Raw genomic sequence first — 25,950 nt, 5'->3', positions numbered from 1 at the left:
CGCGCTCCGCGCGCTCCGCGCCGGCGCGCGCTACGCGTCGATACGGTCGCGGTCCAGGCCCTCGCCCGCGAGGATGAACTCCTTGCGCGGGGCCACGTCGTTGCCCATCAGCAGCTCGAAGACCTTCGCGGCGCCCTCGGCATCGGTGACGTTCACGCGCCGGAGCGTCCGGTGCGTGCGGTCCATCGTCGTCTCGGCGAGCTGGTCCGCGTCCATCTCCCCCAGGCCCTTGTACCGCTGGATCGGCTCCTGGTACTTCTTGCCCTGCTTCGCGAGCTTCTTCAGCACGGCCTGCAGCTCGGCCTCGGAGTAGGTGTAGAGCGTGTCGTTCGGCTTGCCGCGGTTCACCACGACGACCCGGTGCAGCGGCGGCACGGCGGCGAACACCCGGCCCTGCTCGATCATCGGCCGCATGTAGCGGAAGAACAGCGTCAGCAGCAGCGTGCGGATGTGCGCGCCGTCGACGTCGGCGTCCGACATGATGATGACCTTGCCGTAGCGGGCCTGGTCGATCTCGAACGAGCGGCCGGACCCGGCGCCGATGACCTGGATGATCGAGGCGCACTCGGCGTTCGACAACATGTCCGACACGGACGCCTTCTGCACGTTGAGGATCTTGCCCCGGATCGGCAGCAGCGCCTGGTACTCGCTGTTCCGGGCGAGCTTGGCGGTGCCGAGCGCGGAGTCGCCCTCGACGATGAACAGCTCGGTGCCCTCGGCGTCCTGCTTGCGGCAGTCGGCGAGCTTCGTCGGCAGCGAGGAGTTCTCGAGCGCGTTCTTCCGGCGCTGGGTCTCCTTGTGCGCGCGGGCGGAGATGCGGGTCTTCATCTCGGCGACGACCTTCTCGAGCAGGGTCGCCGCCTGCGCCTTCTCGGTCCGCTGCGTCGAGGTGAGGATCTCGGTCAGGCGCTTCGCGACGACCTGGTCGACGATCTTCCGCACCGCCGGGGTGCCGAGGACCTCCTTCGTCTGGCCCTCGAACTGCGGTTCCGGCAGGCGGACGGTCAGCACGGCGGTCAGGCCCGCGAGCACGTCGTCCTTCTCGAGCTTGTCCTGACCGACCTTGAGCTTGCGCGCATTGGCCTCGACCTGGGTGCGCACGGCCTTCACGAGCCCGGACTCGAAGCCGGTCAGGTGCGTCCCACCCTTCGGCGTCGCGATGATGTTCACGAAGCTGCGCTCGACCGTCTCGTAACCGCTGCCCCACCGGAGCGCGATGTCGACCTCGCACGCGCGCTCGACCGAGGTCGACACCATGTGCCCCTTGTCGTCGAGCATCGGGACGGTCTCGGTGAAGGTCCCGGTGCCCTGAATCCGCCAGACGTCCGTCACGGCCGTGTCGACCGCGAGGTGCTCGACGAACTCACTGATGCCGCCCTCGTACCGGAAGCGCTCCACCACCGGACCGGCGGCGACGGTCGTGCCCGTCGCCTCGGCCCGCGCGGCAGCGGCCTCGATCGACGCGGCGCGCTCGTCGGTGATGGTGATGCCGAGCCCGGGGACGAGGAACGCGGTCTGGCGTGCACGGCTCACCAGGTCGGGCGTGCTGAACTTCGCGTCGGGCGTGAAGATCTGTCGGTCCGCCCAGTACCGGATGCGCGAGCCGGTGACCCCACGCTTGACCTTGCCGACCACGCGGAGCTCGCTGCCCGAGGTGAACGGTGCGAACGGCGCGTCCGGGCCGTCGCCCGCGAAGGTGCCCGGCTCGCCACGGTGGAAGGACATGGCGTACGTCTTGCCACCGCGGTCCACCTCGACGTCGAGTCGCTCGGACAGGGCGTTGACGACCGAGGCCCCGACACCGTGCAGACCACCGGAAGCCGCGTACGACCCCGATCCGAACTTGCCGCCGGCGTGCAGCTTCGTGAACACGACCTCGACCCCGGTCAGACCGGTCTTCGGTTCGACGTCCACGGGGATGCCGCGCGCGGTGTCCCGGACCTCGACCGATCCGTCGGCGTGCAGCACGACGCCGATCTCGTCGCCGTGCCCGGCGAGGGCTTCGTCGACCGAGTTGTCGATGATCTCCCACAGGCAGTGCATGAGGCCGCGGGAGTCCGTCGACCCGATGTACATGCCCGGTCGCTTCCGGACCGCCTCGAGCCCCTCGAGGACGGAGAGATGGCGCGCGGAGTAGTCGGAGCTCACCTCCCGATCGTACCGACGGGCGCCGACACCCTCGGCTCGGGCGGGCGGCGCGCCTCGGACTGGGGACATCCGGTCCGCGGTGAGCGAAACCGCGTACGCGTGGTGCACGACTCCCAGCCACCGCGTGTTCAAATAGGTGGACCAACCGGCACCACCTGCGATCCGTGAGGAGCACAGCAATGACCCAGACCGTGCACGACCTCTCCATCGACGAGACCACCAGCCACCAGCTCACCGCGGTGGACCGTTGCGACAGCTGCGGAGCGCAGGCCTACATCCGCGCCACCATGGCGAGCGGCGAGCTGTACTTCTGCGCCCACCACGGCGCCGAGTTCAAGGACAAGCTCGCGGCCACCGCGATCGAGTGGCACGACGAGAGCAGCCGGCTCTACGAGTCGAAGTAGCAGCCGACCACACAGCAGACGGGAGGCGCGGTGCCAGCTGGCACCGCGCCTCCCGTCCGTCGTCTGGTCGCCGCTCAGGCGATGCGCTTGAACGCCTTGTCGACGTAGCGGTCGATGGTCGCGCGCGCTTCGCGCGCGTACCGGTCGACCGTCTCGGTCCGCGCCGCGTCCGGCGTGTACTCCCGTCCGACGCGGGCAGTCGCGGCAGCGAGCACGGCGTCGGTCAGCTGCGGGTTGAGGGGCAGGATCGGCCCCTGGGTGTGCGTGCCGAACGACGTCCCGACGATCGCGCCCTCGACCGGCGATCCGGCCTGGTTGCCGCCGCCCGAGACGACGTCCGCGAAGGGCGTCACCCCCGCGGCGAGCTCGATGCGGGTCGCGTGGTCCTCGAACCCCGCGATGCGGGTCGCGGCCCCGCCGAGCAGCGGGTAGCGCGTCTCGAGCACGAAGTAGTTGACGCGCCGCTCCGCGCCGCGGACCGCGCGGGCGTCGAAGACGCCGAAGCCGGCCACCGGAGCGCCCTCGGTCGGGACGACCTCGTTCGTCGCGAGGTCGAAGCCACCGCCGACGGCGACGACCGGGACGCCGGACCCGGCGAGGTCACGGAGCGGGGCGCCGATGCGTGCGACGTCCGCGCCGAGCGACCGCATGGCGCTCAGCGGACCGTTGCCGACCACGACGACGTCCGCCGCCGTGGGCAGGGCACCGCCCGGGGCGTACTCGACGACCTCGGTGTCCAGGCCGGCGGCCGCGGCTCGACGCACGAGCGCCGCGACGTTGCCGCGGTCACCCGAAACGCCCATCTGGCGCGGGTACACGTGCAGGATGGTCAACCGGTCGGCGGTCATGCCGTCTTCTCCATGTCGCCGTGGCCGAGGGCCTTGCGGGCGATCATCATGATCTCGTAGTTGACGATGAAGTTCTTCGTGCCGCTCGTCGTCGCACCGAGGCCCTGCATGAGCTTGATCGCGGCCTCGACGTCGGGCTCGACCCGGCCGATGCGGACTCCGGCGTGCTCGAGCGCGATCGCGATCTGCCACGCCTTGTCGCCGGACACGACGTCGACGTGGTCGAGGTTCGAGAAGTCGATGTCGTAGATCCAGGAGATGTCCGGCGTGCCCTCGTCGATCGCCATGAGCACCTGTTCCGGGTGCGCGGGCAGGGCGTCGAGGTTGAGCTGCAGGCTCGCGGCGTTCTTGAACATCGTGAACTCGGCGGACTCCCCGGCGATCGGCAGGCGTTCGCCACGGCCGTACGCGGGCTTCATCGTGCCGAACGCCTTCGTCACCGCGTCCGGGCGGAACTGCACTCCGAGCGCGGCACTGGCCGTCGCGGTCGCTGCGGCCGCGTCGACCGCGTAGTGCAGGCCACGCGCGGGCAGGCGCACCGGGATGTCGGTGCCCTCGAAGCGGATCGTCGCACCGTCGCCGGTGTTCGCGACGACCTCGGACTCGGCCGGGTTCGGCTCGCCGTCGGTCCGGTCGAAGTCATCGGCGTTCTGCAGGCCGTTCGGAGCGGCGGCGACCACCTCGGTGCTCGCACCGAAGCGCAGCACCCGCTGCCCGGTCCGCGCCGCGTAGGCGTCGAGGAACTGGTCGTCACGGTTGGTGACGACGTTCGCGGAGGACAGCGCCGCCGTGTCGAGCATCATCGTCGCGACGCGCTCGGTCTCGAAGAACCGGTAGAGCTGGTCGACCTGGACGTTGAGCATCGTCACCGTGGACGGCGACAGGATGCCGGCGAGCTCGACCGCGAACGCCTCGTCGACCTCGAGGATGCCGATGTCGGCCTTCAGCCGGCCGGTCAGCGACACCTCGGACAGGAGCGCGGAGGCGATGCCCTGCGGCAGGTTCGCGCCGGACGGGTTCGTGAACACGCGGAGCCCGTGCGCCCGGACGATGTCCGAGATCATGTGCGTCGTCGTGGACTTGCCGTTCGACCCGAGCACGAAGACGACGCCGTTCGGGAACTGCTTCGTGACGTGCTGCAGGAAGTCCGGCACGAGCTTCAGGACGATGTAGCCCGGGTAGGCGGACCCGCCGCCCCGCGCACGGGCGAGGGCGCGGAGGATCCGCCCGACCAGGATCGGGATGAGGAAGCGCATCGGCCTACTCGAGGTAGTCGCGGAGCGACTGCGAACGGGACGGGTGACGGAGCTTCGCCATCGTCTTCGACTCGATCTGACGGATGCGCTCACGCGTCACGCCGAACGTGTCACCGATCTGGTCGAGGGTCTTCGGCTGACCGTCACCCAGGCCGAAGCGCATGCGGATGACGCCGGCCTCGCGCTCGGAGAGGGAGTCGAGCAGGCTCTCGAGCTGCTTCTGCAGCATCGTGAACCCGACCGCGTCCGCCGGGACGACCGCCTCGGTGTCCTCGATGAGGTCACCGAACTCCGAGTCGCCGTCCTCGCCCAGGGGCGTGTGCAGCGAGATCGGCTCGCGGCCGTACTTCTGGACCTCGACGACCTTCTCCGGAGTCATGTCGAGCTCGCGGGCGAGCTCTTCCGGGGTGGGCTCGCGCCCGAGGTCCTGCAGCATCTGGCGCTGCACACGGGCCAGCTTGTTGATGACCTCGACCATGTGCACCGGGATGCGGATGGTGCGGGCCTGGTCGGCCATCGCGCGGGTGATCGCCTGACGGATCCACCAGGTGGCGTACGTCGAGAACTTGAAGCCCTTGGTGTAGTCGAACTTCTCGACCGCACGGATCAGGCCCAGGTTGCCCTCTTGGATGAGGTCCAGGAACTGCATGCCGCGGCCGGTGTAACGCTTGGCGAGCGAGACGACCAGGCGGAGGTTCGCGCCGAGCAGGTGGCTCTTCGCGCGCTGGCCGTCACGGGCCACCCAGCGGAGCTCGCGCTCCTCGGGCTTGGACAGGCCGGTGGTGTGCTGCAGCTTGTCCTCGGCGAACAGGCCGGCCTCGATGCGCATCGCGAGCTCGACCTCCTGCTCGGCGTTGAGCAGGGCGACCTTGCCGATCTGCTTGAGGTAGTCCTTCACCGGGTCGGCGGTGGCACCCGTGATGGTGGTCGAGTAGACCGGGGCCTCGTCGTCGTCGGACTGCGAGATGACGAGCGCACCCGCGGCCACGGCAGCGGCGGCGTCCGGCTTCGCGGTCTTGTCCTCCGCGTCGCCCTCCGGCTCGTCCGTCTCGGTGTCGTCGGTGACCTCGTCCGTCGGATCGACGCCGTCGTCCTCGACGTCCTCGTCGTCGTCGGCCTTCTTCTTCGCGCGGCCGGCGGTCTTCTTCGGTGCGGCCTTCTTCGCGGGGGCCTTCTTCGCCGTGGTGGCGCGCTTCTTCGGCGCGGCCGTCCCCTCGGCCTCGGCGTCCGCGGCGTCGTCCGCCGTGACGCCCTCGGGCTCGGTGTCCTTCGTGGGATCGATCGTCGTGCTCCGGGCAGCCATGCGATCACCTCTCTCGTCGTGCCACGTTCGTGGGGTCGTGGCCTCCCTCGCCACCCAGGGCCTGCGCCGCGGTCGTGCGCGTCGTCAGGTCCTACCGTTCCGGGCAGCACGAGGACCCATGTCAAGTCCCCCAACTTCTGCGCAGCACGGGAGCTGCGCGGAGGCGAGGGGCCCTGATGGGTCCGACCTTCATTATTGCACGGCCTTCTTCCGCAGGCGTGCAACCAGTGCAACCCAGAGGGGCCCGACCCGTATTCCGTCCTGGGCGTGCATCTCCCGGCGGGTGCGGCGACGGGCGTGCAGGAGCATGCCGACGCCGATCCCCACCACGACGTACTGCACGGTGAGCGCGATCCGGAAGTTCTCCCACGCGAACACCGTCCGCCCGGTCGCACCCGACACGACGTCGAGGAGCGTGCCGATGAGGAACATCATCACGAAGGCCGCGAGGAAGCCGCCGACGTTGACGACCCCGTTCGCGGAGCCGAGGGAACCGACGGGGTTGAAGCTGCGCGCGAAGTCGAAGCCGATGAGCGAGCCGGGACCGCCGACCCCCATCGCGACGACGAGCAGGACGAGCAGCCAGGTCGGCGGGTGCCCGGGCCACAGGAGCACGGCCGTCCAGACCAGGGCGAGCGCGGCGACGATGCCGAGCACGAGGTTCGACCGGCGGAGCGGGAACCGGGCGCACAGCACCCCGAGGACCGGTCCGGCGACGAAGCCCACGACGACGATCACCGTCAGGAACGTCGCGGCCTCGGACGGGGTGTAGCCGAGCCCGCGGAGCATCGGGACGCCCCAGAGCAGCGAGAACACCGTGCCGGACGACTGCGTCACGTAGTGCGACCAGAAGCCGAGCTGGGTGCCCGGGCGACGGAGGGCGTGGCCGAAGGTGTGGAACGCACCGCGCCAGGAGTGCGGGAGCGCCAACGGGATGGTGTCGGTGCGCACCGGGACCGGGCCGTTCCGGACGAAGACCACCGCCAGGAGCAGCCCGACCAGGCTCGCCGCCGCGGCCACACCGAACGCCGGGGTCCAGCCGGCGGTGTGGAGGAGGACGGCGAAGGGGAACGCCGACAGGATCTGGCCGACCTGCCCGAGGTTGCCGGTCCACTGCGAGATCTGCGGCAGGATCCGCCCGCTGAACCACATCGGCACGAGGCGGATCACGGAGATGAAGGTCATGGCGTCCCCCGCCCCGACGAGCACCCGGCCCGCGATCGCCGGAACGATCGTCGGCGAGAACGCGACGACGGCCTGCCCCACGACGAGGAGCGCGGCGCCGAGCAGCACGAGCTTGCGGGGGCCGACGCGGTCCAGCGCGATTCCGACGGGGATCTGCAGGCCGGCGTAGACCGCGATCTGCACGACCGCGAGCGTCGACAGGACCGCGGCGGAGACGGCGAAGCGGTCCTGCGCGTCGACGCCCGACACGCCGAGCGACGAGCGCTGCACGACGGCGAGGACGTAGGCGAGCACCGCGACGCCCCACACGAGGAAGGCACGACGGGAGTTCACCGCTCCAGGCTAGCGACGGCGCGGCACTGCCCGACACGCGTCGTGGAGGACGGGAGGCGCGGGGCGGGCTGTGGAGGAGCCTCCTGTCCGTCCCGTCACGGCCTGGTCGCGCGCCGCCGCGCCGGCGGTGCGTGCGTCGGACCGTCGCGGTGTGGGACGGACGCCGCGTCGGACGGACGCTCCGTCGGTCGACGGTGTCAGTCAGATGCGGCGTCGCCCTCGGAGCGGCGGTCCGCCAGGAAGCGCTCGAGCTCGGCCGCGATCGCGTCCGCGGTCGGGACCTCGCCGTCGACGTTCGTCAGCGGCGACGCGACGGGGTTGCCCTCCATGTAGGTGTCGTGCCGCTCCTCGAGCACGGCGACGAGCCGCTGCAACTCGGCGTTGCCGGCGACCTGCTCGTCGACGCGGGCGAGGAACTCGCGACCGGACTCGCGGAGCGCGTCGGTGGCGAAGATGAGCCCGGTCGCGGCCGAGACGGCCGACAGGCCGGCGACCGCGGCGTCCGGGAACTCGGTGTCGCCCAGGTAGTGCGGCACGAGCAGGACGAGTCCGGTGACCTGCGCGCCGGACTCGGCGAGGCGGTGCTCGACGAGGTGCAGCACGTTCGCCGGCGCCTGGGTCTCGGGCTTCCAGACGCTCATCTGCTCGACGAGGTCCTTGCGGGTGCCCGACACCGTGAGGCTGATCGGGCGCGTGTGCGGGACGGGCATCGGGATGGACTGCAGCCACGTGGTGTCGGCGACCTGCAGGCGGTCGGCCAGTTCGGTCACCGCTCGGACGAAGCGGTTCCACTGGAAGTCGGGCTCGTAGCCCGTGAGGAAGAGGAACGGCTGCCCGAGCTCGTCGCGGACCAGGTGCAGCACGAGCCGCGGCGGGTCGATCGCCGTGATGTGGTCCTGCTCGAAGGTGATCACCGGTCGTCGGGCGCGCCAGTCGAGGAGCGCGTCCGGGTCGAACTCCGCGACGAGCTCGTGCTCGAGACCGTCGAGGATCGAGGACGCGACCTGCGCGACGGCGCCGCCGGCGTCGACGAACCCGGTCAGTCCGGCGACGAGGTGCAGTCCCGCCGGGACGGTCGGAGCGGCCGCGGCGACGGTGTACAGGTCCTCGGGGTGGTTCACCGTCCCCATGCTAGGCGGGACCCCCGACGGCCCCGTCGTCCACGGCCACGCTGTCGGCGAACAGGCGCTGGATAGGCTGGCGTCATGGTCCGACCGACGCTCTCCACCACCTCCACCGCCCCGTCCGACGTCTCCGCCGACGTCCTCGTCCTCGGGGTCCTGCCCGGCAAGGACGGCGGCTCCCCCACCCTCGCGCCGAGCGCTGCGGGGACGGTCGACGCCCTCGCCGACCTCGACCTGACCACCGTCGGAGCGACCGGCGCCAAGGACCAGCTCGTCCGTCTGCCCGGCACCGGCGTCGCGGCTGCGGGCGTCGCCCTCGTCGGCCTCGGCTCGACCGTCGACGCAGCCGCGATCCGCACAGCAGCCGGCAGCGCCGTCCGACAGCTCCCGAACGTCGACACGATCGCCCTCGCGCTGCCGACCGACTCCTCAGAGCTCGTCGCCGCGGCGCTCGAGGGTGCGGCACTCGGCGCCTACGCGTTCACCCGGCACAAGGGCGCCGGCACGACCGGCCCGACCCGCGGCGACCAGCGCATCGAGGTCGTCTCCCCCGCCGACGTGCCCGCCGACGCCACCGTCCGCCCGGCGATCGTCGCCGACGCCGCAGCGCTCGTGCGCGACCTCGTGAACACCGCCGCGGGCGACCTCGGTCCCGCCGGCCTGGCCGACGTCGCCGTCGCCCAGGCCGAGGGGCTCCCGCTGACCGTCGAGGTCCTCGACGAGCACGCGCTCGAGGAGCAGGGCTTCGGCGGCATCCTGGGCGTCGGCCGCGGCTCGGAGCGTCCGCCGCGGCTCGTCGTCGTGCGCTACGAGCCCGCCGCCGCGACGAAGCACCTCGCGCTCGTCGGCAAGGGCATCACGTTCGACACGGGCGGCCTGTCGCTCAAGCCCGCCGCGTCGATGCTCGGCATGAAGACCGACATGGCCGGCGCCGCGACCGTCCTCGCCGCGACCGTCGCCGCCGCGCGACTCGGACTCGACACGCGGGTCACGGCCTGGCTGTGCCTCGCCGAGAACATGCCGTCGGGCTCCGCGACCCGCCCCGGCGACGTGCTCACGCTGAAGAACGGCAAGACGGTGGAGGTGACGAACACCGACGCCGAGGGCCGGCTCGTCCTCGGCGACGGCATGGCCGCGGCGTCGCTCGAGCAGCCCGACGCGATGGTCGACGTCGCGACCCTGACCGGCGCGCAGGTCGTCGCGCTCGGCGACCGGACCACCGGTCTGATGGGCAGCGACGACCTGGTCGCACGGGTCCGCGCGGTCGCGGACGCAGTCGCCGAGCCGATCTGGCCGATGCCCCTTCCCGAGGAGCTCGACACCCGGCTCGCGAGCGACGTGGCCGACATGGTCAACGCCACGGTGGGCAACCCGTCGGGCGGCATGCTCCTGGCGGGCAAGTTCCTCGAGCGCTTCGTGGGCGAGGGCGTGCCGTGGGCGCACCTCGACATCGCGGGGCCGTCCGAGCACAAGGGTGGCGGCTACGGCTGGCTCGGCAAGGGCGCGACCGGTGTCATGGTCCGTACGCTCATCGGGCTCGCAGAAGAGCTGCAGTCCAAGTAGTAGGTTGGTCCCGGCGGGGCAGCGCACCGACGCGCCCCCGCCGGAACCAGCGGGACGGGACCGGAACCATGCGGTCCGACCGTCGGACGCCGCCGCCGCGGTGTCCATTGGGGTCCGACCAGGACCTCGACACGCACGAGGGAGTTGCACCAGGTGACGGAACAGACTTACGACGTCGTGGTCCTCGGTGGCGGCAGTGGTGGTTACGCCGCTGCGCTCCGGGCCGCTGAGCTCGGCATGAGCGTCGCGCTCATCGAGGGAGACAAGCTCGGGGGCACCTGCCTGCACCGCGGCTGCATCCCGACCAAGGCGCTGCTGCACGCCGCCGAGGTCGCGGACGCCACGCGCGAAGCGGACAAGTACGGCGTCGTCGCCGAGTTCGCCGGCGTCGAGGTGCCCAAGGTCATCGAGTACCAGCAGGGCGTCATCAGCTCCAAGTACAAGGGCCTGCAGGGGCTCGTCAAGGCCCGCGGCATCACGGTCGTCGAGGGCTGGGGCCGCCTGACCTCGCAGAACACCGTTCAGGTCGGCGACCAGACCGTCACCGGCAAGAACGTCGTGCTCGCCACGGGGTCGTACTCGAAGTCCCTGCCCGGGCTCGAGATCGGCGGCCGCGTCATCACGTCCGAGACCGCGCTCAAGATGGACTACGTGCCGAACAAGGTCGTCATCCTCGGCGGCGGCGTGATCGGCGTCGAGTTCGCCAGCGTGTGGAAGTCCTTCGGTGCCGAGGTCACGATCGTCGAGGGCCTGCCCCACCTGATCCCGGCTGAGGACGAGTCGATGTCGAAGCAGCTCGAGCGCGCGTTCCGCAAGCGCGGCATCGAGTTCTCGCTCGGGATCCGCTTCCAGGGCGTCGAGCAGCACGAGAACGGCGTCGTCGTGACGCTCGAGGACGGCAAGACCTTCGAGGGTGACGTCCTGCTCGTCGCGGTCGGCCGTGGCCCGCTCACCCAGAACATGGGCTTCGACGAGGTCGGCGTCGCGATGGACCGCGGGTTCGTCACCACGAACGAGCGCCTCGCGACCAACCTGCCGAACGTCTACGCCGTCGGCGACATCGTCCCCGGCCTGCAGCTCGCACACCGCGGCTTCCAGCAGGGCATCTTCGTCGCCGAGGAGATCGCGGGCCTGAACCCGGTCGTCATCTCGGACACGAACATCCCGAAGGTCACCTACTCCGACCCCGAGGTCGCGTCGGTCGGGCTCTCCCAGTCCAAGGCCGAGGAACAGTACGGCGCCGACAAGGTCGACACGTACGAGTACAACCTCGCCGGCAACGGCCGCAGCCACATCATCGGGACGTCCGGCGCCGTCAAGGTCGTCCGGGTCGTCGACGGGCCGGTCGTCGGCGTCAGCATGATCGGTGCCCGCGTCGGCGAGCTCATCGGCGAAGCGCAGCTCGCGGTGAACTGGGAGGCCTACCCGGAGGACATCGCTCCCCTGGTGCACGCCCACCCGACGCAGAACGAGGCGCTCGGCGAGGCGTTCCTCCACCTCGCGGGCAAGCCGCTGCACGCGCTCTGACGGACACGTCGACGTGCGCACCGAGACAATGACAACCACCACCACAGCAATCCGCGAACAGGAGCCCACCCGATGAGCGAATCCGTCAACCTCCCGGCGCTCGGCGAGAGCGTCACCGAGGGCACGGTCACCCGATGGCTGAAGAACGTCGGTGACCGCGTCGAGGTCGACGAGCCGCTGCTCGAGGTCTCGACCGACAAGGTCGACACCGAGATCCCGTCGCCCGTCGCCGGCGTCGTGGAGGAGATCCTGGTCCAGGAGGACGAGACCGTCGAGGTCGGCACCGCCCTGGTGAAGATCGGCGACGGCTCGGGCTCCGGTGACTCCGGTTCCGGCGACGCCGAGGGCTCGCAGAGTTCCGACGAGGCCGCCGCCGAGGCGACCGAACCGGAGACCGCGCCGAGCACCGAGCAGCCGGAAGAGGCGAAGGCTCCCGAGCCCCAGCGTCCGGACCCGACCGAGAACGGTCAGACCCAGCCGGCTGCTCCGCAGGCGCCGTCCGCTCCCCCGGCAGCCGCGCCGGTGCCGCAGGCCGCCCCGGTCCCGCCGCCCGCCGCCGTCCCGGCAGCGGTGCCCGCTCCGGCAGCCGCGCCCGCTCCCGCCGCCGCCCCGACCGGTGCTGCTGCGTCCGCGTCGGTGCCGCAGCCCACGCAGGACGGCGCGGCCTCGGGCTACGTCACCCCGCTGGTCCGCAAGCTCGCCAACGAGCAGGGCGTCGACCTGTCGACGATCTCCGGCTCCGGGGTCGGCGGACGCATCCGCAAGGAGGACGTCCTCGCCGCCGCCGAGCAGGCGAAGTCGTCGGCCGCACCGGCCGGTGGCGCCGCTGCTGCCCCGAGCGGTCCGTTCGTCGCGGAGACCTCGCCGCTGCGCGGGACCCGCGAGAAGATGACGCGCCTGCGCAAGGTCGTCGCCGAGCGTGCCGTGCAGTCGATGACCTCGACCGCACAGCTCACGAGCGTCGTCGAGGTCGACGTGACGAAGGTCGCGCAGTTCCGCGACGCGCACAAGGCCGAGTTCCTCGAGAAGACCGGCTCGAAGCTCAGCTTCATGCCGTTCTTCGCCCTCGCGGCGTCCGAGGCGCTCAAGGCCCACCCGAAGATCAACTCGACCGTGGACGGCGACGAGATCGTCTACCCGGACACCGAGAACGTCTCGATCGCGGTGGACACCGAGCGTGGCCTGCTGACCCCGGTCATCAAGGACGCTGCGTCGCTGAACCTGGCGCAGTTCTCGCAGTCGATCGCGGACCTGGCCGAGCGCACCCGCAACAACCAGCTCAAGCCCGACGAGCTGGCCGGCGGGACGTTCACGCTGACCAACACCGGTTCGCGCGGCGCCCTGTTCGACACCCCGGTCGTGTTCCTGCCCCAGTCGGCGATCCTCGGCACGGGCATCGTGACGAAGCGGCCGGCGGTCGTGAAGGTCGACGGCCAGGAGGCCATCGCCATCCGCTCGTTCGTCTACCTGGCGCTGTCGTACGACCACCGCATCATCGACGGTGCGGACGCCTCGCGGTACCTCGTCGCGGTGAAGAACCGCCTCGAGGAGGGCAACTTCGCCCCGAACCTCGGCTACTGACGCCGCCTGGTCGGGAGCGCCCGATCAGCGGTCCTGACCAGCAGGCCCGACGGCCCCGGTCCCCTCGTGGGACCGGGGCCGTTCCGGTTCACCTGAGCCGCCACCCGCGCGCGGGCCGCTGCCGAGGGTGCGGTGCGGTCAGCCGAGGGCGACCGCGACGGCGACGAGGCCGCTCGCGACGGCGACCCCGACGACCACGCGGCGCAGTCCGATCCGCCGACCTCGACCGACCGGGACGCCCTGTTCGAGCACCGTGCGCACCACCCGGAGCACCCGGTCGAGCGGTTCGTCGGCAGGTGCCGGCGGCGGGGCGGCGAACTCGAGGTCGGCAACGCCCGGGGTCCCTCGCGCCCAGCGCACCGGGCGGGGTGCCGCTGCGCCGAGGACCTGCTCGACGACGGACCGGAGCGTGGGACCATCGGCGTCGACGACCCCGTCCAGCAGGGGGTCGACGATGCCACGAGCCGGGTCCTGCGCGTCGACGCGGTCCCAGACCGTCCGGGCCGCGAGCACGAGCTGCCGTGGCCCGTCCGGATCCGACCGGCGCCCGTGCAACGGCTCCGCGTCGGACTCGTCCCCGCAGCACCGGGCCGCCCCCGGCGGGCGGTCGACCACGAGCACGGCACCGGCGTCGTCCAGCCCGACGTCGTCCGGACCCAACGCGCCGAGCTCGAGGGCGCCGGCACGGGCGGTCGCGGCGAGCTCGAGCAACGGCACCGAGACGGTGACCGCGACGCCGCTCGTCGGGACGCCGAGCTCCTCGAACGCCCGGTCCAACGGGAGCGCCGCCGGGCGGAGGACCCGGGCCGCCAGGTGTCCGGCGGGACAGCGTCCGACCGCGACGACGGGCGCGAGGTGCGGTCCGGCGCCGACGGCGCGGTCCGCGAGCCAGCGGGCGAAGGCGGTCGGGTCCACGGAACCGCACCAGCGGTCGGTCTCCGCCGTGGTCACCGGACCCGCAGCGGGCGTCGAGGGCTTCGTCATGGTGACGAGCGTGGCGGAGACGGGGCGTGCCTCCAGTCCGATGCTGCCCACCTGTGGACGGAACCGTTCGCCCACAGCCTGACCGTCCGCGGTCTGCGGGTGGTGACGCAGGCCGTATCCTGGTCGCATGGCACGCAGCAGTTCTCAAGGTACGACGGCGAAGGAGCCGGGTCGTCTCAAGCAGATGTACCAGGTCTTCACCATGACCCGCCGGGCAGACCCGAAGTCGGTGTGGTGGTTCCTCCTCGCCTTCGTCGGCCCCGTCGTGCTGGGCGTCCTGCTCGCCCTCCTGCTCCCCGGCCAGAACTGGCTCGCGGTCACGCTGTGGATCGTCGCGGGCGTCCTGCTGGGTGTGCTGCTCTTCCTGATCGTCCTCGGCCGTCTGGCCGAGCGCGCCGCGTACTCGCAGATCGCCGGGCAGCCCGGCGCGGTCGGCGCGGTGCTCTCGAACTCGCTCCGTCGGCAGTGGCGTTCGAGCGAGATGCCCGTCGCGGTGCACGGCCGGTCGCAGGCCGCGGTCTACCGTGCCGTCGGCACCCCTGGTGTCGTCCTGATCACCGAGGGGCAGCGCGGCAACCTCAAGCGCCAGGTGGAGGAGGAGCGCCGGAAGGTCCAGCGCATCGTCCCGAACGTCCCCGTGCACGTGGTGCACGTCGACGACGACGCGGACGGTGTGACACTCCACAAGCTGCCGCGTGCGATGAACAAGTACAAGAAGGCGCTCAACCGCAACGAGGTCCTTGCGGTCGCGAACCGTCTCGACTCCCTGACGCACAGCCCGGCGTCGGCGATCCCCAAGGGCATGGACCCGATGAAGGCCCGCGCGGGTCGTCCGCGCTGATCGACCCACGCTCCCCCGGTCCTCCGGAGGTGCGAAGGCCCCCGACCGTGCCAGGTCGGGGGCCTTCGTCGTGCCGAGCGCTGGGTCGGGCGGGCGGCGCGGGCCCGGCCGGCTCCGTCATGTGCACCGGCCCAGGGCTCGGGTGCGCCGTCGATGGAGCAGCAACCGTCGGGTCGGGCCGGGGAATGCGACGTCTTCTGCTCCATCGTCGCTTCGGAACCGTGCCCGTCCCGGAGCCGCGCCCGTGCCGGAACCGCACCTGCCACGTGTCAGCGCCGGACGAGCACCGTCCCCGCGATGCGGTCGTGCGCACCCCGGCTGTCACGGTCGATGATGAGCGCCGGCACCACGATGCACAGCAGCAGCGTCCGGACCACCGGGCGCCACACCCCCACGTACCCGCCCCGGATCGGCACGACCCGCAGCCCGACGCACAGGTGCCCGAACGATCCCGAGAACGTGCAGATGAACAGCACCTGCAGCACCGCGAAGATGGCGAGCTGGATCCAGGTGTGCGTGATGTCCCCGGACCCTGCGACAGGCGACCAGACACCGGTCACGAACGCCACGAGGTCCGCGAGCACACCGTCGATGAGCAGCGCGACGATGCGACGGCCGATGCGACCGACGCTCCGCGGCCCCTCCTCCGGCAGACCGAGGTCCTTCCCGGGCCACCCGTCCGGGTGCGCGCCACCGGGGTTCGCGGCGGCGGCGGAGGGCGGAGTGGTGCTGGGAGCCATGCCTCCAGCGTAGGCGACCCCCGGGACGTAACACGCGCGAAACAATGCAGTCATGTCCGGGAAACCCGGTGTCAATAGCCTCGTCGGAGGGTGCACCCGGTGGCACTCGAAGACATCCCCCATACCCCCAGGAGATCGACACACATGTTCAGCGATTCCTCCGAGGTGCTCGCCTTCATCAAGGACACGGACGTCAAGTTCCTCGACATCCGGTTCACGGACCTGCCCGGTGTCCAGCAGCACTTCAACATCCCGGCGTCGACGGTCGACGAGGACTTCTTCTCCGTCGGCCAGCTCTTCGATGGTTCGTCGATCCGCGGCTTCGCGTCGATCCACGAGTCGGACATGCAGCTCATCCCGGACGTGACGACGGCGTACATCGACCAGTTCCGCGCCGAGCGCACGCTGATCATGATCTTCGACATCTACAACCCTCGGAACGGCGAGATCTACGGCCGTGACCCGCGCCAGGTCGCCAAGAAGGCCGAGAAGTACCTCGCCTCGACCGGCATCGCGGACACGGCGTTCTTCGCCCCCGAGGCCGAGTTCTACATCTTCGACGACGTCCGCTACTCGGTCACCCAGAACAAGTCGTTCTACTCGGTCGACTCCGAGGAGGGCGCCTGGAACACCGGCCGCGAGGAAGAGGGCGGCAACCTCGCCAACAAGACCCCGTACAAGGGTGGCTACTTCCCGGTCTCCCCGGTCGACAAGACCGCTGACCTGCGCGACGACATCACGCTCAAGCTGATCGAGGCGGGCTTCGAGCTCGAGCGCTCGCACCACGAGGTGGGCACCGGCGGCCAGCAGGAGATCAACTACAAGTTCGACACGATGGTCCACGCCGCGGACGACATCCTGAAGTTCAAGTACATCGTCAAGAACACGGCCGACCAGTGGGGCAAGGTCGCCACGTTCATGCCGAAGCCGCTCTTCGGCGACAACGGTTCGGGCATGCACACTCACCAGTCGCTCTGGAACGACGGCAAGCCGCTGTTCTACGACGAGAACGGCTACGGCGGCCTCTCCGACCTCGCGCGCTGGTACATCGGTGGCATCCTCAAGCACGCCCCGGCGCTGCTGGCGTTCACCAACCCCTCGATCAACTCGTACCACCGCCTGGTGAAGGGCTTCGAGGCCCCGGTCAACCTGGTCTACTCGGCCGGCAATCGCTCCGCCGCGATCCGCATCCCGATCACGGGCACGAACCCGAAGGCCAAGCGCATCGAGTTCCGCGCGCCGGACGCCTCGGGCAACCCGTACCTCGCCTTCGCCGCGCAGCTGATGGCGGGCCTCGACGGCATCCAGAACCGCATCGAGCCGCACGAGCCGGTCGACAAGGACCTCTACGAGCTCCCCCCGGAGGAGGCCAAGGGCATCCCGCAGGTGCCGGGCTCCCTCGACGAGGCGCTCGAGGCGCTCGAGGCGGACCACGAGTTCCTCACGAAGGGCAACGTCTTCACCGAGGACCTCATCCAGACGTGGATCGACTACAAGCGTGAGAACGAGATCCTCCCGCTCGCGCAGCGTCCGCACCCGTTCGAGTACGAGCTGTACTTCGGGGTCTGATCTCCGGATCCCGTCCAGACACTCGCGCTGTGCGCACGGGGGTCTGATCTCCGGGTCCCGTCCAGACACTCGCGCTGTGCGCACGGGGTCTGATCCCACCGCGCACGAAGGGCCCCGCACCGAGACTCGGTGCGGGGCCCTTCTGCGTCCCGGCAGCTACCGTCCGGCAGGTGGTGCGGTGGCGACCGGCCTGGAGGCGCGGGGCGGCCTGGCGGACGCGCCCCGCGCCTCCAGGCCGGTCGCCTGTGCGTTCCTGCCCATCGCACCCGACGTGGGGTGCCGGATCGCGCATTGCAGGTCGGGAGGAACGACCCACCTTGCGCGGATCGGCCTCCCACGCGCGGAACGGCACCCGACGCGCGGAACGGCACCCGACGCGCGGGACAGCACCGCGCGCGCCCCGCACACCCCGCACACCGCGCGCACCCCGCACGCACGAAGACGGGGCCCGCGCCGCCCCGGCACGGGCCCCGTCTCGGGGCGGTGGACGCCTAGCGCGCCGTCGCCAGCACGTCGGCGGCGCCCGCCGCAGGGCTCACGGGTGCACCCGTGACCGGTGTGGGTCGTCCCAGGGAACGGACGGACCACCCCGCCTGGACCCAGTCGGCGACCGGGAGGCAGTTGCGGGCGTCGATGACCGCGCGGCGGCCGACGAGCGCGCCGAGGGCGACCGGGTCGGCGCCGGTGATGTCGTCCCACTCCGTCAGGACGAGGACGACGTCGGCACCCTCGACCGCGGCCTCCTTCGACCCGGCGTAGGTCAGGGTCGGGAAGGAGCGGCGGGCGGTCTCGTTCGCCTCCGGGTCCCAGAGCGTGACCTGGGCGCCCCGCAGGTGCAGGGCGGCCGCCACGTTGAGCGCCGGCGAGTCGCGGACGTCGTCGGTGAGGGGCTTGAACGCCGCGCCGATGACCGCCACGCGACGGTTCAGCACGGAGCCACCGAGCGAGTCGATGGTCATGTCGATGACCCGCTCGCGCTGGCCCATGTTGATCTCGTCGACCTGCTGCATGAGGCCGACGACCCGGCCGGCACCGAGCTCGTTCGCGCGGTGCATGAGCGCGCGGATGTCCTTCGGCAGGCAGCCGCCGCCGAAGCCGAGCCCGGCGTTCAGGAACTTCCGGCCGATGCGGGCGTCGTGGCCGAGGGCGTCCGCGAGGGTCGTCACGTCGGCGCCGGTGATGGCGCACATCTCGGAGATCGCGTTGATGAACGAGATCTTCGTCGCGAGGAACGCGTTGGCGCTGACCTTGACGAGCTCGGCGGTCGCGAGGTCGGTCGTGATGACCGGGGTGCCCTCGGCGATCGGTGCGGCGTAGACCTCGCGGATCACGGCGTCGGCCGCGGCGGAGGCACCACCCCAGACCAGTCGGTCCGGGTGCAGGGTGTCGTCGACGGCCTTGCCCTCGCGGAGGAACTCGGGGTTCCAGATGAGCTCGGCGTCGATCCCGCTGGGTGTGAACTCGCGGACGATGCCACGCAGACGTTCGGCGGTGCCGACCGGGACGGTCGACTTTCCGACGATGAGCCCCGGGTGGGTGAGGTGCTCGGCGACGCCGCGGGTGGCGCTCTCGACGTAGGACAGGTTGGCGGCGTGCGAGCCGGCCTTCTGCGGGGTGCCGACGCAGACGAAGTGGACGTCGGCGGCGGCCACGGCCTCGGCGATCGAGGCGGTGAAGCGGAGCTTGCCGGTGGCGACGTGCTTCGTGATGAGCTCGGGCAGGCCGGGCTCGTAGAACGGGACCTCGCCGGCGGACAGGGCCGCGAGCTTCGCGGGGTCGACGTCCACGCCGATGGTCTCGAAGCCCATCTCGGCCATGGCCGCCGCGTGGGTGGCACCGAGGTACCCGGTGCCGATGACGCTGATCACCGGTGCGGGACGGGTGTCGGCGGACGGGGTGCTCGCCTTCTTCGGAGCGGTCACTTGGAGACCTCCTGCAGGTCGTAGTCGATGTCGTTGCGTGCGATGCCCTTGACGAACGTCGCGAGGCTGTCGGCGCGGGAGTCGAGGCGCCAGTCGTTGGTGGTCCTGGTGCCGTCGACGATGGTCGTGGCGACCTGGCTGAAGTACGCGAAGCCGATGATGTCCCGGTTCGCGGGGTCGGCCAGTGCGTCGAACAGCGAGGTGATCCACTGGGACTTCTGGCTGTCGGTCACGGTTCCGCCGGTCTCGGTCGCGCCGATCTCGTTGAGGACGATGCCCTTGCCGGGGGCGATCTTCCGGATCTGCGCGAGCGTGGCACCGAAGGTCGTCTGGAACGTCGGCTGTTCGGTGGCGGTGCGGTAGTAGCCGGACATCCCGACCCAGTCGACGTACTGCGCGCCCGGGTAGTACTGGCGCATGTAGTCGAGCGTCTGGTACTTCGGGTTGCCGAGCTTGTCGATGCGCGAGGGCGACCAGTTCCAGATGACGTAGTCGTTCGCCCCGTTCGCCTGGAAGACGTTCCAGACGTGCTGCCACATCGCGACGTAGGAGCCGGCGGCGTTCTGCTGCTTCGTCCCCTCGGACCAGTTGTACCAGGAGCCGTTCATCTCGTGGTCGAGCCGGATGACGAGCGGCATCCTGTTCGCCTTGAGGTCCTGCGCGTACTTCGTCAGGTAGGCGTCGAACTTGCCGGAGACGATGTCCTGGTTCGTGTAGCCCGGCACGAAGGCCTGGTCGTTGCCGGTCTTCGCGGGGACGGTCTCCCACGTCATCATCGGCAGGCGGCCGTTCGCCCACGAGCGCTGGACCGCGGTCTGGTTGAAGTCCTGGTCGAAGCCCTGGAAGAACCCGACCATGTTCGTGGCCTTGCCGACCTCCTGCGAGACGCGGTCGTACTCGGACCAGTTGAACGGCGCCTGCGTCGTGTACAGCCCGTACCACCGGGACTGCTGCGCGAGCACCTGCGCCTTGGACGGGGTGCTGATCGGCTCGGTCGTCACCGGGTCCTTCGAGGGACCGGTGTTCGGTGCGGCGGCGTTCCCGCCGTGTGCGCCATCAGAGCCGGAGCCGGAGCCACCGGACCCGGAGCCATCAGACCCGGAGCCGGACCCGCCCTTCTCGGCCGCAGCGGCAGCTGCAGCGGACCCGGCAGCGGCGCTCTTCGCAGCACCGAGGTCGGACTGCAGCGAGGCGATCTGCTGCTTGAGCTTCGCGATCTCCTCGGCGCGGGAGCCGGCCTGGGCGCTGGACGAGTCGAGCTTGCCCTGGAGCGCCCAGACCTGCTTCTGCGCTGCCGTGAGCTTCGTCTGCAGCTCGGTCGCCGACACCTTCTTCGCGGCGGGCGGCGTGACACCGAGCGCCTCGCTGACGGCGGTGGAGACCGGACCGGAGGGCGACACCCACACGGTCCAGGTGATGAGACCGAGGACGAGGACGATCGCGGTCGTCCCGATCGCGGTGCGACGGGCGTGCTTGCTGGACTGGGCCCACCACGTGCTGGTGGATCGGATGAGGTCAGACAATGAGGAACGCCTCCAGGGCGAAGATCGCGAACCCGATGCAGTACGGGATCGCCGCGTAGGGGTTGTAGCGACGGGTCTTCGTCGGGGTGGGTCGGGCGGCGGACGACGCGGCACCGGCCGGAGCAGCGGCGGCAGCCGCGCGCCGGGTGGTCAGGACGGTCGCGGTCGACCCGGTGGCGGTGCCCGGGAGTGCTCCGGACGCCGTGGCACCTGATGCCGTCTCCGTGCCGAAGATCTCGTCGAAGGCCCGGTCGGCCGCGGCCTGGTCGGGGTCGACGGCCGCCGGCAGGGCCGCGTCCACGGGGCTCACCGGAGCAGAGCCGAGTGCGCCCTGGGGCTGCGCCGGGTCCTCCTCCACCGGCCCGCCGGCGTAGGCACCGGCCCGGGTCCCCCAGCCGGACGCGTGCGCCAGGCGGAAGAAGCCGATGAGCCGGATCGGCATGAGGAAGAACGTCGACACGATGATGAACATCGGCAGGCGGAAGAAGTCGCTCGGCTTCTCGGCGAGGTGGCGCATCTGCCGGATCGCCATGCTCAACACGCTCGACACGACCATCAGGCCGGCGACGTAGAGGAAGCCCGTCGAGAAGCCGTACTGCTGCAGGATGCCCTGGTACAGGTTCTCGCCCTGCCCGGTCAGCCCGCGGTAGATCCAGCCGGCGATGACGCCGAACAGCATGAACGGCAGGATGATGTCGGTCAGGAAGAAGACCGCAAGGATCGGCGCGTGGCCGAGCATCCACGGCAGCATCCGCAGCGTGTTGTACTGCGAGCCGCGGGCCCAGCGGAGCTGCTGCTTGAAGAGCTTCTTCACCTGCAGTGGGGCGTCCGTGTACACGAGCGACGTGTACTGGTAGACGGTCCGGAAGCCCTCCTTGAGCGTCAGGTTCGTCAGCGTCCGGTCGTCGGACACCTCGAGGAACACGCCCATGAACTTCTCGTGCATGAACCGGTCCATGACCCGGACGAGGATGCTCCGGCGGAACGCGATGGTCCGTCCGGGCAGGCAGCCGATCTGGCCGAGGACGCTCTGCGCGGGCATCGAGTACAGCGCGCGGGAGTTCTCGAGCCAGTCCGCCCAGCGGGTGATCCACGAGCGCGTCGGCTCGAGGATGCGCTGGCGGGTGGTCACGCCACCGACCGAGTCGTCGGCGAAGGGCTTGAGGAGTTCCTCGAGCGTGCCGTCGGTCCAGACGGTGTCGGAGTCGACGAGCACGGTGATGTCGCCGGTGGACATCTCGGTGCCGACCTTGACGGCGTTGCGCTTGCCCGGGATGGGTGTGTGGGTCCAGCGGACGAGTGGGGCGAACTCGTCGCAGACCGCCTCGAGCGCGGCGTTCCGGGCGCCGTTGATCACGACGATGATCTCGCCGGGGCGCTGCTCGACCATGCGGCCGATCACGTCACGGAACAGGTCGATCGGCTCGTCCACCACGGGGACGACCACGCTGGTCGTGCCGGTGAAGGTGCCGGTGTAGGGGCGGTAGCGGGCGGACAGGACGACCTTGAGCAACCAGAGCAACCAGATCACCGCGGAGTACACGGCGAACAGGTAGAACTCGGGATGCCCTTCGACCATCTGCCGGATCTGCAGAATGAAGGTGAACATCGATCCCTGCTTCAACGTTCGAGGTGGGGATTCCGCTCCATCGAGGAACCTTGGGCCGGTTCGGGTGACCTCATTGAGACAGAACCTGGACGTCCTCGCAACGCGTCCCCCGTCCGGGGGCATTTCAGGCAGGTTACGGGGTACATGAATGTCCTCCTCTTGAGGTCGCACCCGTGTCCGCACTGCTGCTGACAGCAACAGGGTGGACCGGTCCACGCGGGCGGCACGTCACGACGTGGTCGCCAGACGACCGGGAGGCACGGTGCACCTCGACGAAGAACCCCCGGTCAGCAGGTGGTCACCCCTGTTCGGGGGTATCCGCGGGAACGTTCCCCGACACGGTCCGGACGACCCTGGTCACGGTGCGGTCACGATCCCCCCTGCGGGAGCTGACGGGGTACACCGCGGGCAACGACGGGGGACGTCGCGCGACATCGCGAATTCACTTTCGACGACACGTCACCTTGCGCCGAAACGTGTCGGCCCGGGCGTGTCGCGGTCCGTGCGACGCCGTGTCAGGCGCCGTAGAACTCGCGCTCGAAGACCTGGCGGGCCCGCCGGGTGACCCCGAGGTAGTCGTCCTCGAGCTGCGACGCCGAACCCGGCGGGTACTCCATGAGCCGCGCGACGCCCTCGAGCTGCACCCGGTCGACGGGCAGCACGTCGGTCGTCTTCCCCGACCAGAGCACCAGCGCGCTGCGGGTCCGCGACGCGAAGCGCCAGGCGGCCCCGAGGCGCTCGGCGTCCTCCGGCCCGATGAACCCGGCGTCCGTCGCGGCGGCCAGGGCCTCGAGCGTCGAGGTCGTCCGGAGCCCCGGGACGTCGGTCGCGTGCTGCAGCTGGAGGAGCTGCACGAACCACTCGACGTCACTGAGCGACCCGCGTCCGAGCTTGAGGTGACGGGCCGGGTCCGCGCCCCGGGGCAGCCGCTCCGACTCCACGCGGGCCTTGATGCGGCGGACCTCGCGGACCTCGCGCTCGTCGATGTGCTGCGGGTAGCGAGTGCGGTCCGCGAGGTGCTCGAAGTCGCGGAGGAGCGCCGTGTCCCCCACGGATCCCCGGGCGCGGAGGAGCGCCTGGGCCTCCCACGTGAGCGACCAGCGGGCGTAGTAGGCGCCGTACGAGTCGAGCGTCCGGACGACCGGCCCGTTCTTGCCCTCCGGGCGCAGGTCGATGTCCAGGTCGAACGGGTGGATCGCGTCGTCGGTGAGTCGTGCGACCTCGCGCACGATCGCCTGCGCCGCGCGCGATGCCTGCTCGCTCGGCAGCGACTCGGGTGCCCGGTGGACGTAGAGCACGTCGGCGTCCGAGCCGAAGCCGAGCTCCCGGCCGCCGAAGCGACCCATCGCGATGATCCCGAACTCGAGCCCGTCGGGGGCGTCCCGGCGCGCCAGGGTCAGGGCGCCGGCGAGCGTGGCCTCGGTGACGTCGGTCAGCGCGGGTCCGAGGGCGTCGACGTCGAGGTGCCCGAGCACGGCGGCCATGCCGAGGCGCAGGGTCTCACGGCGGCGGGCGGAGCGGACGAGCGCCGCGGCACCGTCCACGTCGTCCCCGTGCCGGGCGGTCGTCGCGGTGACCTCGGCGAGCAGCGACTCGAGCGGCCGCGGGCGCAGGAGCGCCTCGGGTTCGTCGAGCCAGGCCACGGCCTCCGGGAAGCGTTCGAGCAGCCCGGCCAGGAACGCCGACTCGGACAGCACGGTCGTCAGGGAGTGTGCGGCGCCGGACGAGTCCCGGAGCATCCGGAGGAACCAGCTCGACTCCCCCAGCGTGTCGCTGAGCCGGCGGAAGGCCAGCAGCGCCCGGTCCGGTGCCGGACCCTCGGCCATCCAACGGAGGAGCACCGGGAGCAGGTTGCGCTGGATCGTGGCGCGCCGGCTCGTGCCCTGGGTGAGCGCGCGGATGTGCCCGAGCGCGCCGGCGGGGTCCGCGAACCCGATCGCCCCGAGCCGGTCGGCCGCCTGGTCGCTCGTCAGCACGATCTCGCCGTCGGTCGCGGCCACGGCGGACAGCAGCGGTCGGTAGAACAACCGCTCGTGCAGCCCGCGCACCTCGAGCTTGACGCCGCGCCAGCGCTGCTCGAGCGTGGCGGCCGAGGTCGCGAGGCCCGTCGACCGGGCGAGGACACGCAACTCCTCCTCGTCGCTCGGCATGAGGTGCGTGCGCTGGAGCCGCCGGAGCTGGATGCGGTGCTCGAGGAGCCGCAGCAGGGCGTAGTCGGGACCGAAGCGCGCGGCCTCGGGACGACCGACGTACCCGGCGGCCGTCAGTGCGTCCATCGCCTCGAGCGTCGAGCGCACCCGCACGCTCTCGTCGTCCCGCCCGTGCACGAGCTGCAGCAGCTGCACGGTGAACTCGACGTCGCGCAGGCCGCCGGGCCCGAGCTTCAGCTGCCGGTCGACCTCGGCGTCCGGGATGTGCTCGGTGACCCGCTCACGCATCCGCTGCACGGACTCGACGAACCCCGGTCGGCCGGCCGAACTCCAGACGAACGGGGCGACGGCGGCGGCGTACCGCGCACCGAGGTCCCGGCTGCCCGCGATCGGCCGGGCCTTGAGGAGCGCCTGGAACTCCCACCCCTTCGCCCAGCGCTCGTAGTACGCCACGTGCGAGTCGAGCGTCCGGACGAGCGCGCCGTCCTTGCCCTCCGGGCGCAGGTTGGCGTCGACCTCCCACAGGGCCGGCTCGGCCGCGAGGTCGGTGATCGCGTGCGTCGCCGCGATCGCCAGCCGGGTCGCGATGAGCACCGCGCGGTCTGTCCCCACGCCGGTGTCCGCGTCGTCGTCGCGAGTGGGTTCGGTGACGAAGATGACGTCGACGTCGCTGACGTAGTTGAGCTCGCGCGCGCCGGCCTTGCCCATCGCGATGACGGCGAGCGGGGTCGCGGCGACGTCGGCCGCGGGGAACGGGACCTCGCGCCGGGCGACGTCCACCGCGGTCTGCAGTGCGGCACCGGCCAGGTCCGCGAGTCCCGCCGCGACCGCCGGGAACGCCTCGGTCGGTGCGGGGTGCAGCACGTCGAAGAGCGCGATCTGGGCCAGGTGTCGGCGGTACCGGACGCGCAGCCGGAGTCGGGCGTCCTCCCCGGTCGTGCCGTCGACGGCCTCGGCGAGGGACGCCTCGTACGCCTCCTGCGTCCACGGCGCCGTCACCGGGTCGAGCAGCAGCGCGGTCTCGGCCGGACGACGGAGCAGGAACTCCCCCAGGCCGACCGAGGCACCGAGGAGCCGGACCAGGCGCTCGGTCGCGGCCTCGTCGGCCAGGACCGGCCGGACCTCGTCCGGGGCACGCTCGAGCAGCCGCTCGAGCGCGCGCAGCGCGCCGTCCGGGTCGGCCGTCGACTCCCACAGGGCCGGGGCGTCGCTGACCGGCACCCGCACGTCGGGGCCGAACCGTGCCTCCAGGCCGGCGATCCGTTCCAGGCTCTCCGACAGCTCCGCGAAGCCCAACCGGGCCATCTCGGAACGGGACGTCCTCGTCCGACCGGTCATGT

18 protein-coding genes are annotated in these 25,950 nt (G+C 71.1%); 6 read left to right on the top strand and 12 right to left on the bottom strand.

The window, feature by feature from the left end; translation table 11 throughout:
- Window positions 1-30 precede the first annotated feature (30 nt).
- Window positions 31-2,148 carry a DNA gyrase/topoisomerase IV subunit B gene (locus tag LQK89_RS07485; protein ID WP_231050625.1) on the bottom strand — a complete coding sequence of 706 codons (2,118 nt, stop codon included), beginning with the start codon at window positions 2,146-2,148 and terminating at the stop codon, window positions 31-33.
- Window positions 2,149-2,327: 179 nt separating this feature from the next.
- Between LQK89_RS07485 and LQK89_RS07480 the strand changes: the two genes are divergently transcribed.
- Window positions 2,328-2,552, top strand: coding sequence for a DUF7455 domain-containing protein (locus LQK89_RS07480; RefSeq protein WP_058742508.1), 225 nt, complete (start codon window positions 2,328-2,330; stop codon window positions 2,550-2,552).
- A 74-nt stretch (window positions 2,553-2,626) separates the two neighbouring features.
- Here LQK89_RS07480 and LQK89_RS07475 read toward each other — a convergent pair whose 3' ends face one another.
- From LQK89_RS07475 to LQK89_RS07455, 5 genes are all read right to left on the bottom strand, one after another.
- Entirely contained in the window at window positions 2,627-3,400 is a 774-nt protein-coding gene (locus tag LQK89_RS07475; RefSeq protein WP_231050624.1) for a hypothetical protein, read from the bottom strand.
- Entirely contained in the window at window positions 3,397-4,656 is a 1,260-nt protein-coding gene (locus LQK89_RS07470) for a MurT ligase domain-containing protein (RefSeq protein ID WP_231050623.1), read from the bottom strand. The genes LQK89_RS07475 and LQK89_RS07470 overlap by 4 nt, the downstream gene beginning before the upstream one ends.
- Before the next feature lie 4 nt (window positions 4,657-4,660).
- The gene (locus LQK89_RS07465; protein WP_231050622.1) at window positions 4,661-5,959 is read right to left on the bottom strand and encodes an RNA polymerase sigma factor; all 1,299 of its coding nucleotides are present in this window, start codon (window positions 5,957-5,959) and stop codon (window positions 4,661-4,663) included.
- A gap of 192 nt (window positions 5,960-6,151) precedes the next feature.
- Window positions 6,152-7,477, bottom strand: coding sequence for an MFS transporter (locus LQK89_RS07460; protein WP_114851023.1), 1,326 nt, complete (start codon window positions 7,475-7,477; stop codon window positions 6,152-6,154).
- 197 nt (window positions 7,478-7,674) lie between these two features.
- A complete protein-coding gene (locus LQK89_RS07455) occupies window positions 7,675-8,607 on the bottom strand; it encodes a proteasome assembly chaperone family protein (protein ID WP_058742513.1) in 933 nt (310 codons plus the stop codon).
- Between the two features lie 75 nt (window positions 8,608-8,682).
- Here LQK89_RS07455 and LQK89_RS07450 point away from each other — a divergent pair, with 75 nt between their 5' ends.
- The 3 genes from LQK89_RS07450 (at window position 8,683) to sucB (ending at window position 13,272) form a co-directional block, all read left to right on the top strand.
- Window positions 8,683-10,164 carry a leucyl aminopeptidase gene (locus LQK89_RS07450; RefSeq protein WP_231050621.1) on the top strand — a complete coding sequence of 494 codons (1,482 nt, stop codon included), beginning with the start codon at window positions 8,683-8,685 and terminating at the stop codon, window positions 10,162-10,164.
- A 153-nt stretch (window positions 10,165-10,317) separates the two neighbouring features.
- Window positions 10,318-11,691 carry a dihydrolipoyl dehydrogenase gene (gene lpdA / locus LQK89_RS07445; RefSeq protein ID WP_058742515.1) on the top strand — a complete coding sequence of 458 codons (1,374 nt, stop codon included), beginning with the start codon at window positions 10,318-10,320 and terminating at the stop codon, window positions 11,689-11,691.
- Window positions 11,692-11,763: 72 nt separating this feature from the next.
- Complete coding sequence (gene sucB / locus LQK89_RS07440; protein WP_231050620.1) at window positions 11,764-13,272, top strand: 2-oxoglutarate dehydrogenase, E2 component, dihydrolipoamide succinyltransferase; 1,509 nt, start codon at window positions 11,764-11,766, stop codon at window positions 13,270-13,272.
- Window positions 13,273-13,410: 138 nt separating this feature from the next.
- Here sucB and LQK89_RS07435 read toward each other — a convergent pair whose 3' ends face one another.
- Window positions 13,411-14,307 carry a hypothetical protein gene (locus tag LQK89_RS07435; RefSeq protein WP_231050619.1) on the bottom strand — a complete coding sequence of 299 codons (897 nt, stop codon included), beginning with the start codon at window positions 14,305-14,307 and terminating at the stop codon, window positions 13,411-13,413.
- A gap of 76 nt (window positions 14,308-14,383) precedes the next feature.
- Between LQK89_RS07435 and LQK89_RS07430 the strand changes: the two genes are divergently transcribed.
- Complete coding sequence (locus LQK89_RS07430) at window positions 14,384-15,097, top strand: DUF4191 family protein (protein WP_058741321.1); 714 nt, start codon at window positions 14,384-14,386, stop codon at window positions 15,095-15,097.
- 269 nt (window positions 15,098-15,366) lie between these two features.
- Here LQK89_RS07430 and LQK89_RS07425 read toward each other — a convergent pair whose 3' ends face one another.
- Window positions 15,367-15,837, bottom strand: coding sequence for an RDD family protein (locus tag LQK89_RS07425; protein WP_058741322.1), 471 nt, complete (start codon window positions 15,835-15,837; stop codon window positions 15,367-15,369).
- 144 nt (window positions 15,838-15,981) lie between these two features.
- Between LQK89_RS07425 and glnA the strand changes: the two genes are divergently transcribed.
- Complete coding sequence (gene glnA / locus LQK89_RS07420) at window positions 15,982-17,406, top strand: type I glutamate--ammonia ligase (RefSeq protein WP_058741323.1); 1,425 nt, start codon at window positions 15,982-15,984, stop codon at window positions 17,404-17,406.
- A 491-nt stretch (window positions 17,407-17,897) separates the two neighbouring features.
- Here glnA and LQK89_RS07415 read toward each other — a convergent pair whose 3' ends face one another.
- The 4 genes from LQK89_RS07415 to LQK89_RS07400 all read right to left on the bottom strand — a co-directional run bounded on the left by LQK89_RS07415 (window position 17,898) and on the right by LQK89_RS07400 (window position 25,948).
- Window positions 17,898-19,328 (bottom strand): UDP-glucose dehydrogenase family protein, encoded by a 1,431-nt coding sequence (locus LQK89_RS07415; RefSeq protein ID WP_058741324.1) that lies wholly within the window; start codon window positions 19,326-19,328, stop codon window positions 17,898-17,900.
- Entirely contained in the window at window positions 19,325-20,851 is a 1,527-nt protein-coding gene (locus tag LQK89_RS07410; protein WP_231050617.1) for a glycoside hydrolase family 26 protein, read from the bottom strand. The genes LQK89_RS07415 and LQK89_RS07410 overlap by 4 nt, the downstream gene beginning before the upstream one ends.
- The gene (locus LQK89_RS07405; protein WP_175324853.1) at window positions 20,844-22,460 is read right to left on the bottom strand and encodes a glycosyltransferase family 2 protein; all 1,617 of its coding nucleotides are present in this window, start codon (window positions 22,458-22,460) and stop codon (window positions 20,844-20,846) included. Before LQK89_RS07405 ends, LQK89_RS07410 begins: the two co-directional genes overlap by 8 nt.
- A gap of 515 nt (window positions 22,461-22,975) precedes the next feature.
- The gene (locus tag LQK89_RS07400; protein WP_231050616.1) at window positions 22,976-25,948 is read right to left on the bottom strand and encodes a bifunctional [glutamine synthetase] adenylyltransferase/[glutamine synthetase]-adenylyl-L-tyrosine phosphorylase; all 2,973 of its coding nucleotides are present in this window, start codon (window positions 25,946-25,948) and stop codon (window positions 22,976-22,978) included.
- Window positions 25,949-25,950 lie beyond the last annotated feature (2 nt).

The organism is Curtobacterium sp. C1, assembly GCF_021049325.1.
Taxonomy (GTDB): Bacteria; Actinomycetota; Actinomycetes; order Actinomycetales; family Microbacteriaceae; genus Curtobacterium; species Curtobacterium citreum.
This window is presented reverse-complemented; position numbering and strand designations above follow the sequence as displayed.